We start from the raw sequence: 14,306 nt of genomic DNA, 5'->3' as shown, positions 1-14,306 counted from the left end.
ACCACTGCGACCACCCCAGAAAGAACTCACGGAAGTCATCGTCCCAACCCGATACCTGCTCAGCCGTCACCACACCCGACAAACGACTCACAACCACACGAAGTGGCGACCTGCCGTAGCAGTACTAACGGGCTCGCCGCCACGGTCGCCCACCTGAGCCGGGTACCGCAGCCGCCGTCGGGCTGGGAGAACGACGACGACGTCGTCACGTTCTTCACCGACGTTTACGCGAAGCTCCTCGCAGCGTTACGCGAGCGGATCACCGAGGTCGGCTACACCGACCCGGTCTCGCAGGACCTGCTCATCGCGGCGACCGCGGACCTGGAGAAGCAGTACTGGATGTTCCAGGCCGAACACCAGTAACCACAGTTTTCATTCGCCATGCGCGACATTCGTGATCGTTCGAGAAGCACAACGTTCTGATTCGCAGAGGGAGGTGATCGTCGTGGATACCGGCCTGTTGCTGCTGCGTCTGCTGATCGGCGGGTTGCTGGCCGCCCACGGCGCGCAGAAACTGTTCGGCTGGTTCTCCGGCCACGGCCTGACCGGGACCGCCGATTTCCTGGAATCGCTGGGCTGGCGGCCCGGCCGCACGTTCGCGATCCTGCTCGGCGGCGCCGAGGTGGCCGGCGGCGTCGCCCTGGCGATGGGCGCCGCCACCCCAGTCGCCGCCGGAGTGGTCATCGCGGTGCTGGCCAACGCGGCCTGGGTCGTGCACCGGCCCAACGGGCTGTGGAACACCGCCGGCGGCTACGAATACCCCCTGGTGCTGGCCGGCGCCGCGCTGGTCTTGGCCCTGAGCGGGCCGGGCCGCTTCAGCATCGACCACCTGGCCGGGTGGCAACTGCCCAGCCTCGCCGCGGCCGGCGTGGCCATCGGCGTCGGAATGATCGGCTGGCTGGCCGGGAACACCGCCCGCGACGCCGGATCGATCAGCCTGTTCGACCGGTGGATACGGCCCAGCACCTGATTCTCACGCTTGAGGAAACACGGCTTGAGGGGTTCGGGCGGCCACCGGGCCCGGCCGGACCGCCCGGCCCCTCGAGAGACCCCTGGTTGACGACGTCCGCAGGAGCGATTCATCATGCAGACCAACGGTTACCCGCGGGCGCTGCACGAGCTCGAGCAGCAGTTCGCCCGCTTGGCCCCCGACATCCCCGACGGCCCGCACAAGCAGGCCCTCGCGGTGCTGCACGGCATCACCACCGAGATCTGGCGCACTGTCCAGCACGACCGCATGCCGTCCTCCGGCACCGACATCCGCCAGATCGCCGATCTGTGGCAGAGCGCCCCGTCCATGGAAGGCGCCGCCGCCACGACCGGGCTGCCAGTCGGCGCACTCGCACCGGACTTCGTGCTGCCCGACGCCACCGGCACCCCCGTACGTCTGGCCGACCTGCGCGGCCGACCGGTCGTGCTGGTGTTCTACCCCCTGGACTGGAGCCCGGGCTGCAGCCAGCAACTCGACCTCTACCAGCAGGAATACGACGAGTTCCGCAGCCGCGGCGCGACGCTGCTGGCCATCTCACCCGACAGCCTCTACAGCCACGGCGCCTGGGCTGCGGTCCGCAGGCTGAGCATTCCGCTGCTGTCCGACTTCCACCCCAAGGGCGAAATCGCCCGCCGGTACCACGTCTGGCGCGACAGCGACGGGTTCAGCGATCGGGCCGTCTACGTCATCGACCCGCACGGCCGGATCGCCTACCGGCACGTCTCGCCGTACGTGCACCACATCCCCGACCTCGACGAATTGCTCGCCGCGATCGACACCGCCCGCAGCACGGACACCGAACCTGCCGCCCAGGACAACGGCCGCTGACCACCACAGGAAAGGAGGCTTACCCGCCATGATCGGTATCTCCCCGTACGCGCAACCTTATGCACCGCAGGTCCGGCCGGTGTCACCGGTCGTGGTCTACGGGCGCCGCTGGTGCGCCCTGAGCCAGATGGTGCGCCGCTACCTCGACCACGCCGGCGTTCCCTACGACTACATCGACCTCGACACCAACCCCAACGCGCAAGCACAGCTGACCTGGATGACCGGCGGCCGCGTCCACAGCCCCATCGTCTCGATTGGTGGACAGCTGCTGGTGCAGCCCAGCATCCCCGAGCTGCAATGGGTACTCGCCAGGATGTGACCCGCCATGACCACCACCACGACCGCAGCCAACGTGATCACCTGCCCCGCCTGCCAGAAGAAAAACCGCGTCCGCCCCACCGCGAACGGCACGCCCCGGTGCGGCGCTTGCCGCCAACCGCTGCCCTGGCTGATCGAGGCAACCGACGCCACCCTCGCCGCGGAATTGCAAGCCAGCGTGCCGGTCCTGCTGGATCTCTGGGCGCCGTGGTGCGGACCGTGCCGCACCATGGCGCCCGTTCTCGAGCAGCTGGCCGCCGACCGCGCCGGACACCTGAAGATTGCCAAGGTCAACGTCGACCAAAACCCGGCCACCGCCAGCCGCTTCCGGGCACAGAGCATCCCCCTGCTGGTGCTTACCCACGGCGGCGCCGAAGTGGACCGGCGCACCGGCGCGCTGCCCAGCCACCAGCTACGCGCCTGGCTTGAAAACCACTAGAACGGCCCCACAAACTCGCATTGAGTGCGCCCGCCGCGCCGACCGGCAGCGGCGGGCGCTACCCAGCCGAAGACCAAGCCTCGCCGCTGTTGACAGCGTCGAGAGCGAGGAGCTCGCGAGCCTCTTCACGAGCAGGAGCAACAACTCGCGGCTCCGGTCAACTCGCCGCACCGAACCCCTTGCCGCCACCGCAACCAGGATGACATCGCTGGCCGCGCACCCCGACCTCGCCGCGGCGCTCGCTCGCCGCCGCTCAAACTCCGGCGCTGACTGACGCGGAACTACACGTCCGCGACGGGGTGCGCCGGCTCTGCGTCGATACGCAAGGTTTGCGTAGACCAGGGCAAAACGGACTGGTCGTAGTCGAAACGACGAGCGGCTCGCGTCCCGAGGCCATCGAAAACGACGACATCCGTCGGACCCAAGGCGTCCCGCGATCAACGCCGCGTTCGTGGCGGCTGCAGCGGGTACGTGGCCTCAACCACCAGCGTTCCCGTTGGATGTGCACAGTTCTGTGACGTGCCCCCGGGAGGAGTCGAACCTGCGCTAGGGCAAAGTAGGGTGAAGCCGGACATCTCGAATCGGCCGAAATGGGCACAATCGCCGTGAAACGGATTGCAGATCTCGAGTTTCGAGTAGCCCAACCTGGTGACTAGGCGGAACGTTGTAGATCTGCAAAATTCGCGCTGACCAGCCCTCGGAGCGTATCAGCGTTCGTTGAGATCACGCGGACTCTCGGCGGCGGTGTTGTCTGCGGCGGCCTCGGGAACTGGCCGTTGTCGTTCAGCGGCCCAGGTGAGGACGTCGAGGATGGCTTTCGCTTGTAGCGCGGCGAGCCGTCGGCCTTCGTCGCCGTGGGCGATGCGGATGTCATGGATGACGGTCGTGGCTTTCAGCACGCCTGGCAGGTTGCCAGGGTCGGCCGGGCATGACGAGCGCCCCATCGAGTGATATGTGACGGCCGGGCTTGCTCCGGTTGTCAGGGTCAGGTCCGGGGGGCGGGCCTTGCAGGAGCCTGTCTTTTGTCGGCGGGGCACCTGCCGAGCGGCGCCGGCCCAGAGGTTGCGGCGGGAGGAACGCCGCGATCAAGTGGCGTGGCCATGGCCTTCGACAAATTTCGACCGCGCGGGCTGGGTTGCCCTGTCGCGCTTGGTCGGTTTGACCAAAGCTGGATGGGAAGCGTGCAGAGTCATGGACGGTTGTGCAGGTAAGGTCGGACGCCGGCCGGATCGAGGGGAGCAACACGATGCCCGAACAACGTGCCGACCGTCCATCGCCTGCCAGCATGCCTCATCGCCGACCAATCTCTCAGGCAGGGATGGAGGCGGCGAGCGAGGCGCACGCCTCCGTGCCTCGCCAGCGCGTTGCGGTGGGTACCCGCGAGCCGCTCGCAACGGCAACTTCAGAGCCGGCCATCGTCGAATGGTGGAACGGTGATCGCGGGTTTGGTGTCGTTAAGCTTGACTCTTCCGGGAAAACTGCGTTTGTCCATATCACCTCGCTGCCTGGTGCTGGGTACCGATGCCTCGTGACCGGGGAGTCGGTCCTTGTAACCCTCAGCAACGATGAAGCGCACGAGGGTCGCCTTCAGGTTTCCAGTCTGTCCTTTCCGCTAGACCGTCACGCCGGTGTGGTCACGGAGTTTGACCACCTCAAGGGCTACGGGTACATCGTTGACGAAGAGACAGGTCTGTCGATGTTCGTGCACTATGCCGAGGTCCTAGGTCCTTCAGGTGCCCGTGTAACCCTCGTCGCCGGCGAACAGGTGACCTTCGATGTCGTACCTGGCGACAAGGGTCCTATGGCCGGTCAGGTGAAGCGCTTGGATCCGCGCAGCCCACTGGGGCGGTTTGTGCGAATTCCTGCTCAGGCGTGGCAGATCCTCGCTGGCCTTGCGGAACAACAGGATGTGTGGGTCCTTAATCACCCAGATGATGAAGACGAGCCATCTGAGACTGCTGGTGTCGATGAGAATTCGACAACAGCTTCCGGATCCCCTGCTGACCTGCCGGTACTGCGAAGCTACATCGAACATACCTTTGCCCGATTAGTCGACGAAGGAAAGATTGCCTACGGGGTGGCAGCGGACGGGCGGCGGGCGGCATTCAACACAGGGCTAGTGACGCCAAACCAGGAGGAGATCTATGGCGTGTTGAGCGAGAAGCCCGACGACGACGGGTACCCGTGGCGACTGCTGGGTTGGATGAAGGAGTCTGATGGCCGAGTTGCCGGAATCTTCTCACCGCGTCCTGCTCGGGCGCGCTACTGGGATGACCCAGCAGCGCTTTTCTACGACTCGCGCCTTCCGCTGATCTTGGATTGGGATCATTTCGTAAAGGACAACCTTTCGCGATACCCCGAGGATCTGCAGAACGAGGCGATGGCGTTAATGCTCACACGGTCAGCGGTCGACAGGGCGGTGGAACGGGTCGGTCGAAACTACAAGGCTGCTGTGCCCCAGTTTCACCGGGGCGAGGTGCAGTTACTTCTGCCGCTTGCTCTGCGCGGTACGGCAGAGGCCCAACTCGCGTTGGTGGTCCGTCGAGTTGGCGGCGAATACCACGGAGAAACCGTATTGCCGTTGGCCTCAGCATTAAAGAACGCTCGCCTGCTCGCGCGACCTGACCGTGATTGGTTAAATCCCTAGGAAAATGGTTCTGGGCACTACGTGATTGCCGATTACAGAAGTGTCACAGCAGCTAACGCAGGCCCAAGCGTGGCCATGCTTTCTTGGGGCGAGCGGCGGTAAAGGCGATCACTCGATCGATGGGTAACGTTGGGAGCCGACCTGCACTGTTGTTGGTGGCCTCATCGCTGGCGCTCAGCCTCAACCGGACAGGCATGGGCTGCGCTGGGCCGCCATCCAGCCGCAGGCCCGCGGCGCCCGCCCGGTCCCCGCTATGTCGACGACACGCGATAGCCTTGGTCGCGCACCGCCGCCAGAATAGTGTCGCGGACAGATTCCATCATCTGCACTACTTCGGAGTGCAGGATCCGAATATCAGCCGGATCCGGAAAGAGTTCTCTGCCGTGCGCGACGGTATTACGAACATCGCAGAGGGATCTATCAATGAAGTTGGCCTTCGTTGCAAACTCTTGAATTTCGAAGCCAACCGCGCCGAATATTTCACAGAAGACCGCATATCGAAGGTTTGACTTAGTGTCGACCATGGTGTTCTTGGGAAAACGGGCCCGCGCCTCGTCCGGCCTTCGAACCGCGTCGAGCAGCGCTTCTATTCCGAGCTCGTCGCCCGCCATTAGGCGCTTCGCCAAGCCCATAAGGGAGGTTTTGAGGAGGCCGTCATTCAAGTGAGACAACTTCAATCTGCGCTTGACTACGAAGTCTACGTAGGCTTGGCATGCCTCCTTGGTGAAGCCTTCCCAGTGGGCATAGATGATTGCCGCGCAACTTCGAGCGAGAGCCCGAGAGAGTGGGGAATCAGGGGATTCCCGATGCGCGGTATTCAGTTGCGCGGTCAAGGCATGCATCTCAATGCGTCGCCAGCCTAGCGCGCCATCAAGTAGGTCTTGGACCTCGTCAGGAGTTCTGGGTGCCATGACGATCTATTGCGCAAAAAAGTTGCGGGACCTATTGATCAGTCGCGGTACTCGGCGACGTGGACTCATCCCTGTTCCCGAATTATCTCGGAAGTCCGGCGCTGTCCAAACCTCCTGGATTCGAGAGCGGAGAGAAGGCGCGTCCGCTGCCTCCCAGCGGTCAATGTTGGCGGCAATACCTGACGTCACGAACTCGTAGCACGCAATAGAGAAAGGCCCGAGGTGCCGACTGCCGTTGAAACGCTTGAAAGCATCTTCCCCCATGGTGCGGTTGAGGAGGCTGAAGGTACGAGTGAATAAATGCTCGTCTACCTGCGATTCGGGTCGACCGAAATCTGCCGCCGCTTCTCGCATCCATCTAGTCAGGTAGTCGCCGTATTCTTCGCGTAGCTCGGCGTCGCCACTGGCGAAGGATGCTTGAGCAAAAAACCGCAAAACCAATTCTTGCCTGTAAGCTTCGTCCTCCTTCTGGTCGGAAATCGGAACGGACTCCACGAAATCAGTAACGCGAGCCAGATCTACCAACTCATTGAACATTGAGACGTTGAGCATTACCAAAAGGCAATTTCGTGCTTCCTGGGCGGAGAGATCAGTTCCGGAATTCAGTCGCTGAAACATATCATACTTAGCATTGGGGTCGGATTCCTTTTGAATGATTCGGAAGTCCAACTTTGCGCGCTTGAAGTCTCGCCTCATCGCATCGGAAAAGACCTGCACGTTCGGAGCGGCAACCTCCCACCGGTAGCCTTTGAGCGCGGGGAGGTACTCTGTAGCCCGCAGGGTCGTGGGCTCTACAAGGTTCTCTTCATGGTCGCGGTAGACCCCTACAAACTCGAAGATTGTCGACAGCCGCTGCACTCCATCAATGACATCCCAGACGCCGTCGGGGCGCTGCGAAACAAAAATTGACGGGATCGGAATCCCCAGCAGAATGGACTCGACCAGTCGCGATTTCTGATCATCGCTCCAGCGAAAGATCCGCTGGAACTCCGGATGGATGTCAATATCGCCATCTCGATAGAGCGAAAGAACCTCACCGATGGACATCGGATACCCATCCGTGTGGATTTCCTTTGCCTTTGCCGCAATCTGACTCTCTAGGCTCACAGCGACCCTTCCGTGCGGTCTCGTATCTTCCCCGGGTGACCGGTGCACAGACGAGCCTAGACGTATCCACGATCCACGTGCTGACTCCGTGCCATTGTCGCGCAAGGCTCGCGGGGGCGGGGCTCCGGAGACCGCCGGTCGAGGCGTATCACTTGATCGATCGAATCAAGTTGCATTGTTCGCGGCCGGTGGCGCAGGCTCGTCGGCTGTGGTTCGACGGCTGGAGACACGCAAGACCTGGTTCACCGACGGTGCTCGCGCGTTGCGCGCCGACCTGCGTGCCCGGGGCCGCGAAGACCAGCTCCCGAGCGGCGAGGACTGGTACGCCTGCCCGCTGTGCCTGACCACCATTTTCCGGATCGAGGTTCTGGAGGAGCCCGACTCGATGCTGACCGAGGAGCACGCACCGCCGGCGTGGTCGGGTGGCACCGTGCTCGCGTTGACCTGCAAGCCGTGCAACAGCGAATCGGGCAGGCTGTTCGACGGCGAGGCGCACAAGCAGCACACCTTGGGCAGGTTTCTGGCCGGTGAGAGCAGCGAGCCGGTTCGGGCTGCGTTTACCGTTGATGGCGTCACCACCTACGGCGACTGGCACGTGACCGGAACGACCGGCATGTGCATGTTCGGCGTGCCGAAGGCGAACAACCGCGCCACTGCTGACCTCATGACCGAGGCGATGGACCGGTACGTGGGACCGGATGCGCCAGACCTGCGCTTCACCATCACCCCGCGAATGCGGATCAACGCCGACCGGGCGCGCACGTCGTGGATCCGTGCCGCCTACATCGTCGCCTTCGCCCGCTTCGGCTGGCGCTACATCGCCCAACCCGCACTCGACCTGATGCGTCGGCACTTCAAGGACCCCGCCAGCGTCACGCTGCCCATCCTGAGCATGACCCATCCAGATGGTGACCCGACCCGCCGGGAGATCTGGATCATCAGGGAGCCCACCGAGCGGCGGTGCGTCATGGTCGTCCTTGGCCAACATCGCGTCTTGCTGCCGCTGCCCGACGACAACCGTTCGCTGGAGGATCTGTCGCACGCCTGGGTCGGAGACCACGACATCACCCAGCCGGCCCGCTTCTCGGCCAACGGAGTCCAGTTTGCATGGCCGGACAAGCCTATGTATTCGCTGGACCGGCTGTCCATGAACTGACCAGGCGCAGGTGCCCGGCCGATGGCGCTGCTCATTAATTCGAGGGCAAGCGGCGGCCCGCGCGTAGCCTGCCAAGGTGACTCCACGTGCGCCAGAGTCGATGTCGATCGCCCTACCCGACGGCCGGACGCTCGACGTCGTTCTACGCCCCGATGATCCCGGAGAATCGGCGGAGGTGACGCCGATCGCACCGATTCGGCGTCGGGACTTCGATCGCTGCCCGATCTGCGGCGATCCCGCCACGTCGGAGGAACACGTCCCGCCGGCCCGGCTCGGCGGGAAGGTCCTGACGATGACGTGCCTTGCCTGCAACAACAAGCTCGGCAGTAACGTGGAGGCCGACCTGGTGGACTGGTTCGAAGGGGCCGTCGCACTTCCCTCCTTCCGGTCCGCAGGGGTACGTGGCCGGCGTAGGGAGAAACGAATACTGTTCCGGAACACCCCGGATGGGGAGTTCGTCCTTGTATTCGACGGTCGAGCCAATCCGGACGTCACGGCGATGCTGGAGTCCGGCGATCTCGACCTTGACGCCCTGCTGCCTGACTGGAACCGCTGTTCACTCGGGCTGCTCAAGCACGCGTATCTCGCGGCCTGTCTCACGTACGGGGTGCTCGAAGGCGACGCGGCCGACGAAATTCGCCGTGATCTCGTCGCCGCCCGGGACGCCGAGAACAGGCGGAACGTGCCCGCAAGCAGGATGGCAGCGGGCCTGATGGTCTTCCGTACCTACGAACCGATAACGGACGAGCCCGCGATCAGGGCAGTCCTGCACGATCCGGCTGGGTCTGTCGAGGGCGTGCTACTGGTAGGGCGCGTCTTCGTCTCCTGGTCCTCGGCGATCCCCGCGGACGCGCCGCGCACCGAGAGGCGGCTCAACCGCCAGCTTCTTGTGGGACCTCCTGTGGAAGGAACAGTCACATCCGTGCAGACGGCCGCCGGTGTATCTGCCAGCGAGGATGGGCTCGGTTGATCCTGGCCCAGACGCTCACGAGGCGTCCGGGCCGAAACTGGCCAACCGCCGCCACAAGCGGACCTAACGGACAGAACGCGCCACGAAATCCAGCCGGTAGCTCTGGGTCACGTCGGCTGGGCGCCGATAGCCCAGCGAACCTCAGCAGGCGGCGCCTCGAACACGAGATTAGGACGCGTGCCGGGCAAGCTATGCCAGCCGGAAGGTCGCTTCGACGCGTAGTCCTCGACCGATCACGCTGCGATTTTGCAGATCTACGTGGTGCCCCCGGAAAGAGACAGACCTGCGCTTCATTGCGCCGTTCTCAATGTCTCTAGCTGCGAAGATATGGTTCCTGACCTCGTGGTTTGGGCTGGAAACCTGGCGCAGGTTGGTCCTTTGATGACTCCGCGGAACGTCCTCCGCCGGCGTCGCCGGCGCGGCCGATACGGTGGGTAGACCGGAGCGGTGACTGGCAGGCGGCGAGCGGACCGGTTCATCGCTGCGACCCACAGGCGAGACAGCGAGTGGACCGGCTTATATCTCTGCGCGCCGCCGCAAGTCCGGCCGCGCCTCGGCGGCCAGAGACCAGCGAGTGGGCCGGTTCATCGCTGGGAGCCGCAGGTGGGGCAGTCCGGGCGGGCGTCGGCGGCCGGTAGCCAGTGCAGTTGGCCCGGGAAGAGGTCGAAGGGCTCCGGCGCGCCCCGGTCCAGTCGCAGGCCGATCATCGCCCAGTCCGGCCGGATGACGTGCTCGTAGTGGCCGGCGTTCTCCAGCAGCGTGGCGACGGCGAGTTTCGCCGTGAGCCCGGCGACCATGGTCAGGTCGGAGCCGATTGCCGTCATCGGGCGGTGCACCTCACCGGTCCCGTACGCCGCGTCGAGGTCCGGCTCTGGGTCGAAGGAGCCTTCCTTCACGAGGGCCGCGCGGGTGCACAACAGGCACGGTGTTCCTGGCCAGGGCCGCACCCGCAGCACCTCGCCCAACGCGCCGTCGCGCAGCACACACGCGAACACGGCCGTGCTCCCGGCCCGCCACGCGAGATGGCTCACCGTACGTCGCGCGGCCACCCCGTCGGCCGCGCAGATCACGAGGGGTGACCGGGCGAACAGCGGACGCATGAGATCGGCGCCGGCGATGACGCTGGCCCGTAACGCCGTGACGCGGGTGGCCGGCCATTGTTCACCGATCGCTTCCCTCATGGCGTCCACTTTGTACTGCCCGATCGCCGCCCGGGTGTTCTGGTGCCGGACGAGATTGTGTCGGCGCAGCCGATCCGGATCGACAAGCACCATTTCCCGTACGCCGTAACGGGCGAGCGCGTGCGCGACGGCGCTGCCGATACTGCCGACACCCACCACGACGACCGGCCTGTCGAGATCCTCCACCGGCCAGCCCGCGCCGAGATCCGGCAGCGGGTCGAACGAGGGCGGCGGCAGAATATCGATGTCGAGCGGCCGGAGGCCGAAGTCTCCGGCTATCCAGGCCGCCCATTCCTGTGCGGCGCCGGGCTGCCGGGTGGCCACCACGAATGTCCCCGCCGACCTTGCCTGCACGGGAACATCGGCGAAGAAGGCGTCGAATGCGGTCGGCCGGAGCTGACGGCCGATGCGCCTGGCGTCGGCGTGGGTCTCGTGCGAGCCGGGCGGGACGACAGCCCACAACCCAGGTACCGGGCGCTGGGCGCGCGTGATCGGGTGGGCCTCGCCCGCGGGATGGTCGAGCACCGGGCTCGCGTCGCCGTCGGCGCTGCCGATCACCCCGAAGAGCTCGTTGTCCGTGTCGACGGCGACCGCGGTCCGGCCCCACCGTTGTGCCGAACCGGCAATGCGCGCGGCCGTGCCGCTGGTGACCAGCACGAGATAGGGGTTGGTCATGCGGTGCCCGCCGCGCAGGCTTCGATGATCTTGTCGAGGCGGGCGTTGACGTCGACGCCGCGGTCCGGCATCCGGCTGATGCAGTGGCACGTCATGAGGCGGTACTCGATGTACCAGCCGCTGATCTTCGGGACGAGGTCGGCGGCCAGGCGCGCCGGATCCCACCACGAGGTCCCCCGGAACAGGCACAGCGCCCCGTTCGGCAGTAGATGCCACGTGTTCAGCCCGAGTGCCTCGATCGGCAGCTCGACATCCGGGACTACCAGCGGTGCCAGCATGGGATGCGCGGGCAGGCAGGCCACCGTGACCTGCAGCCGCCGGCCCTCCACCAGATCGGCGAGGCCGTGCGGCGCGGCGCGGCCGAAGGGCCACAGCGGCACTTCGCCGGACCACCCTCCGAACCCCTCGTCGGACCATCGAAGATCCGGCGCCGCCTCCTTCATGGCGGCGCATTCGGCGGCAAAGCGCCTGGGATCGTCCTGCCACCACGTGATCGCCTCGACGCCGGGTGCCGTCATCCGGCCGGGTCCTCGGCCCGCACCACGGTTGGCGCTGCGACGGCGGCGCCCGCCCCCAGCATCGCACGATGCCCCGCGGGATTACGGAAGCGTGATGTCCCGGCCGCCGCCGAGCCGTGCTCATACGCGGGCGGTGTCGTATGCGGCGCCGGATTCAGCCCGGCGTCCTGCCCTCGCCCGAGTGCCGTCGCCTCCGGGTCAGGGCTCGGTGTTCGCCGGCCTTGGGTCGGGTCTGTACGGCGGGTCGGCCCTCTCCGGCGTGCGGTCGTATCGATGCCGCCGGTTGGTCCTTGCGGGTGTGGCGTCGCGTTCGGGCTGTCGCCCATCGGTCCGTGCGGGCGCGGCTTCGGATAGGGACTGCCGTCGGCCGGTCCAGGTGGGCGTGGGGTCGGGCCGCCGGTTGGTCCGTACGGGCCTGGCGGCGGCTCCGGTGGGTCGGTCGGCTCGGGTGGCCTTCCGTTCGGCGTGTCTCCGGGATTTGTGCCTGGCGTCGGGCCCTGCCCGGGATACCGACCCGGGAAGTACCGCCACGTCCGCTCTTCGGGCAAGATCTTGACCGGTTCGGGGCGGTTCCGAGCGTCGATCTCTTCCTGCGTCCAGTTGTGCTTGGGCTTGCGGATGGCGTCGCCGAAGATCTCGCGGAGGAAGTGGACCGCGATGTCTTCTCCGTCCGGGTGGCCGGACTTCGCCCACTCGGCCGCGGTGGCCGACAGGTCCGCCATCTTGAGGAACATCTTGCGTGCCGCCCGCCGGTCCAGCCCGGGCGCGATCTCGCCGCTGCGGCCGGCCGGGTCGTACACGCCGCGCATGATCTCGCCGGCCGCCGCGGTGAAGAACCTCGTCAGGGCGTCTATCTCGGACATGCGCCTCAGCAGCGGCGGGTGCGGCAGGCACCGCAGTGCCAGCACCTCCATGGCCAGGGATGTGATGCCCAGCTCGGGATGCTCGTGGGCCCAGTTCTTAAGCAGGCGGACCATGTTCAGGTATTCCGGCCATTCCTTCTCACGCCGCAGGCTCGCGGCGATGAGGTTCTCGGGTGCGACGGTGCGCCACCTGTCGCTGCGGCGCTCCGGAACCTCGATGACCCCTGGACCGACGCGAAACGCGGGCATCACGTCGACGGCGAACCCGTGCCAGCCCTCGGTGTCGGTGGCCCATCGGCTGTCCACATAGCACTTGACGACGTGGTTACGTGGTACCGCGCGGTGCACGCCGGGGACCGCCTCGACGATCAGCTCTGCCACGTATTTCAGAACGGCGTCGGCAGACCCGCTACCTGCCTGGTATTCGGCGTGCAGGTCCGACGGGAGCAGCACGATGAGGTCGACGTCATGAATGGGATCGAGCGATGTGCCTCGCGCCCAGGACCCCGACCGCACCACTTCGGTCTTGCCGTGCAGCATCTTCTGCATCGAGGAGGTGAAGACGGCCGCCCGCCGGTTGGCCTTGTCGTGTTGAGATCCACTCGGCGAGATTCTGTCAACGGCTTCTTGGATTACGTCCTTGATCTTCACCAGTCACCCCGCGTTCAGGCCCGGCCCGAAATTCGACAGTAGCGCGATCGCAAAGTCCCGGCACGTGTTCGATCTCGCGAAGAGCGTGTTGCAGACCTTGACCAAGCCGGTCTCGCAGGCGGGTAACGGACGGCTTGGCCACGGTCGCGAAAGCCGAGTTTCGGGCGAAACCGGGCGACATCTTCCAGAAGTTGCGCAAGTGCGACGTCACGTAGGAAGAACCGTGGTTGCTGTAGGGCGCGAGGCGCGGCTGCCCTGCGTGTCGGATGACGACTGAATCGGGAGCGCCGGATCCGAGAAGGATTCCACTGGTCTCTGTCGCGTCGGCGGACGCAAGGGCCTCGGCTCCGTTGGTCTCGTACGCCGATGAGGCGATGTTGATCCTTGATGGGGTGTTGCCGATCACCGTTGCCCGCAAGTGAAACAGCCTGGCCGCGGTGGCGGTGCAGGAGTCCATCGGATCTGGCCCGTGAAACCTAGATCGAAGGGTCCGGTCCAGCCTCTCCGAGCTTGCAGTCCAAAAGTTAGTTGTTCGCCGGGAAGCCGATGCTCGAAGTGGCCGGCGGTCTCCAGCACAGTGGCGACAGTGATCTTGGCGGCGAGATCACCCATGAGAAGCAGGTCTGATCCGACAGCGGTCATGGGACGATGCGATGTTCCCGTGCCGTACGCGGCCTCTAGCGCAGGCTCTGGATCGAGAACGTTCGCGTCCAGAAGTGCTTGTCGGCGGCATAGCAGGCATCCGTGGTCGGCCCAGGGCCGAAGGCGGATGATCTCGCCGATGCCTCCCTCGTCCAGTACACAGGCCAGGACTGCGGGTCGGCGAGCGCGGCGGGCTAGGTGACTGACGGCTCTTCGCGCTGCAACCCCGTCGGCGCAGCACAGCAGAATGTCAGTGTCATCGAGCAGGGCCCGAACGTGGTCCCCTCTCGGTCAAGATCGTGTGAGACACCCCGTGTGACTGTGGGGTGGTGACCTGAGGGCGGGGATCGGAGATCCTTGTGAGCGTGTCCACTTCATCTGACAAGCAGCCGGCGGCGGCCGGTGACGG

General features: G+C 65.4%; 14 protein-coding genes. 8 read left to right on the top strand and 6 right to left on the bottom strand.

All coding sequences use genetic code 11. The features are described 5' to 3' along the window. The first annotated feature begins 102 nt into the window (after window positions 1-102). The 5 genes from ACFQS1_RS39645 to trxA all read left to right on the top strand — a co-directional run bounded on the left by ACFQS1_RS39645 (window position 103) and on the right by trxA (window position 2,576). Window positions 103-363: a ferritin family protein gene (locus ACFQS1_RS39645; RefSeq protein ID WP_378978074.1), complete on the top strand. Its 261-nt coding sequence runs from the start codon at window positions 103-105 to the stop codon at window positions 361-363. A gap of 82 nt (window positions 364-445) precedes the next feature. Further along, window positions 446-970 carry a DoxX family protein gene (locus tag ACFQS1_RS39640; protein ID WP_378978072.1) on the top strand — a complete coding sequence of 175 codons (525 nt, stop codon included), beginning with the start codon at window positions 446-448 and terminating at the stop codon, window positions 968-970. 114 nt (window positions 971-1,084) lie between these two features. Then, on the top strand, window positions 1,085-1,819 hold the full coding sequence (locus ACFQS1_RS39635) for a peroxiredoxin (protein WP_378978070.1): 735 nt from the start codon (window positions 1,085-1,087) through the stop codon (window positions 1,817-1,819). Window positions 1,820-1,847: 28 nt separating this feature from the next. Continuing rightward, the gene (locus tag ACFQS1_RS39630; protein WP_378978068.1) at window positions 1,848-2,138 is read left to right on the top strand and encodes a glutaredoxin family protein; all 291 of its coding nucleotides are present in this window, start codon (window positions 1,848-1,850) and stop codon (window positions 2,136-2,138) included. Window positions 2,139-2,144: 6 nt separating this feature from the next. Continuing rightward, a complete protein-coding gene (gene trxA, locus ACFQS1_RS39625) occupies window positions 2,145-2,576 on the top strand; it encodes a thioredoxin (RefSeq protein ID WP_378978066.1) in 432 nt (143 codons plus the stop codon). Window positions 2,577-3,283: 707 nt separating this feature from the next. Here trxA and ACFQS1_RS39620 read toward each other — a convergent pair. Next, window positions 3,284-3,475: a hypothetical protein gene (locus tag ACFQS1_RS39620; RefSeq protein WP_378978064.1), complete on the bottom strand. Its 192-nt coding sequence runs from the start codon at window positions 3,473-3,475 to the stop codon at window positions 3,284-3,286. 347 nt (window positions 3,476-3,822) lie between these two features. Between ACFQS1_RS39620 and ACFQS1_RS39615 the strand changes: the two genes are divergently transcribed. Next, complete coding sequence (locus ACFQS1_RS39615) at window positions 3,823-5,223, top strand: DUF3825 domain-containing protein (RefSeq protein WP_378978062.1); 1,401 nt, start codon at window positions 3,823-3,825, stop codon at window positions 5,221-5,223. 251 nt (window positions 5,224-5,474) lie between these two features. Here the strand turns inward: ACFQS1_RS39615 and ACFQS1_RS39610 are convergent, their stop codons facing one another. After that, window positions 5,475-6,134, bottom strand: coding sequence for an MAE_28990/MAE_18760 family HEPN-like nuclease (locus ACFQS1_RS39610; RefSeq protein WP_378978060.1), 660 nt, complete (start codon window positions 6,132-6,134; stop codon window positions 5,475-5,477). A 6-nt stretch (window positions 6,135-6,140) separates the two neighbouring features. Continuing rightward, window positions 6,141-7,181: a DUF262 domain-containing protein gene (locus tag ACFQS1_RS39605; protein WP_378978058.1), complete on the bottom strand. Its 1,041-nt coding sequence runs from the start codon at window positions 7,179-7,181 to the stop codon at window positions 6,141-6,143. A 268-nt stretch (window positions 7,182-7,449) separates the two neighbouring features. Here ACFQS1_RS39605 and ACFQS1_RS39600 point away from each other — a divergent pair, with 268 nt between their 5' ends. Beyond that, complete coding sequence (locus ACFQS1_RS39600; RefSeq protein WP_378978056.1) at window positions 7,450-8,397, top strand: hypothetical protein; 948 nt, start codon at window positions 7,450-7,452, stop codon at window positions 8,395-8,397. A gap of 76 nt (window positions 8,398-8,473) precedes the next feature. Next, entirely contained in the window at window positions 8,474-9,367 is an 894-nt protein-coding gene (locus ACFQS1_RS39595; protein ID WP_378978054.1) for an HNH endonuclease, read from the top strand. 584 nt (window positions 9,368-9,951) lie between these two features. Here the strand turns inward: ACFQS1_RS39595 and ACFQS1_RS39590 are convergent. Genes ACFQS1_RS39590 through ACFQS1_RS39580 form a run of 3 tightly spaced genes read right to left on the bottom strand, consistent with a single transcriptional unit; the run spans window position 9,952 to window position 13,255 of the window. After that, entirely contained in the window at window positions 9,952-11,223 is a 1,272-nt protein-coding gene (locus tag ACFQS1_RS39590; protein WP_378978052.1) for a ThiF family adenylyltransferase, read from the bottom strand. Beyond that, the gene (locus ACFQS1_RS39585) at window positions 11,220-11,741 is read right to left on the bottom strand and encodes a hypothetical protein (RefSeq protein ID WP_378978050.1); all 522 of its coding nucleotides are present in this window, start codon (window positions 11,739-11,741) and stop codon (window positions 11,220-11,222) included. Before ACFQS1_RS39585 ends, ACFQS1_RS39590 begins: the two co-directional genes overlap by 4 nt. After that, window positions 11,738-13,255 (bottom strand): SMODS domain-containing nucleotidyltransferase, encoded by a 1,518-nt coding sequence (locus ACFQS1_RS39580; protein WP_378978048.1) that lies wholly within the window; start codon window positions 13,253-13,255, stop codon window positions 11,738-11,740. The genes ACFQS1_RS39585 and ACFQS1_RS39580 overlap by 4 nt, the downstream gene beginning before the upstream one ends. Window positions 13,256-14,306 lie beyond the last annotated feature (1,051 nt).

It is taken from the genome of Paractinoplanes rhizophilus (genome assembly GCF_042664765.1).
Taxonomy (GTDB): Bacteria; Actinomycetota; Actinomycetes; order Mycobacteriales; family Micromonosporaceae; genus Actinoplanes; species Actinoplanes rhizophilus.
This window is presented reverse-complemented; position numbering and strand designations above follow the sequence as displayed.

What these genes read in the sequence shown, in the direction of transcription:
- ACFQS1_RS39635 (WP_378978070.1), top strand. Translation starts at nt 1,085, where the DNA reads ATGCAGACCAACGGTTACCCGCGGGCGCTGCACGAGCTCGAGCAGCAG.
- ACFQS1_RS39630 (WP_378978068.1), top strand. Translation starts at nt 1,848, where the DNA reads ATGATCGGTATCTCCCCGTACGCGCAACCTTATGCACCGCAGGTCCGG.
- trxA (WP_378978066.1), top strand. Translation starts at nt 2,145, where the DNA reads ATGACCACCACCACGACCGCAGCCAACGTGATCACCTGCCCCGCCTGC.
- ACFQS1_RS39615 (WP_378978062.1), top strand. Translation starts at nt 3,823, where the DNA reads ATGCCCGAACAACGTGCCGACCGTCCATCGCCTGCCAGCATGCCTCAT.
- ACFQS1_RS39610 (WP_378978060.1), bottom strand. Translation starts at nt 6,134, where the DNA reads ATGGCACCCAGAACTCCTGACGAGGTCCAAGACCTACTTGATGGCGCG.
- ACFQS1_RS39605 (WP_378978058.1), bottom strand. Translation starts at nt 7,181, where the DNA reads ATGTCCATCGGTGAGGTTCTTTCGCTCTATCGAGATGGCGATATTGAC.
- ACFQS1_RS39590 (WP_378978052.1), bottom strand. Translation starts at nt 11,223, where the DNA reads ATGACCAACCCCTATCTCGTGCTGGTCACCAGCGGCACGGCCGCGCGC.
- ACFQS1_RS39585 (WP_378978050.1), bottom strand. Translation starts at nt 11,741, where the DNA reads ATGACGGCACCCGGCGTCGAGGCGATCACGTGGTGGCAGGACGATCCC.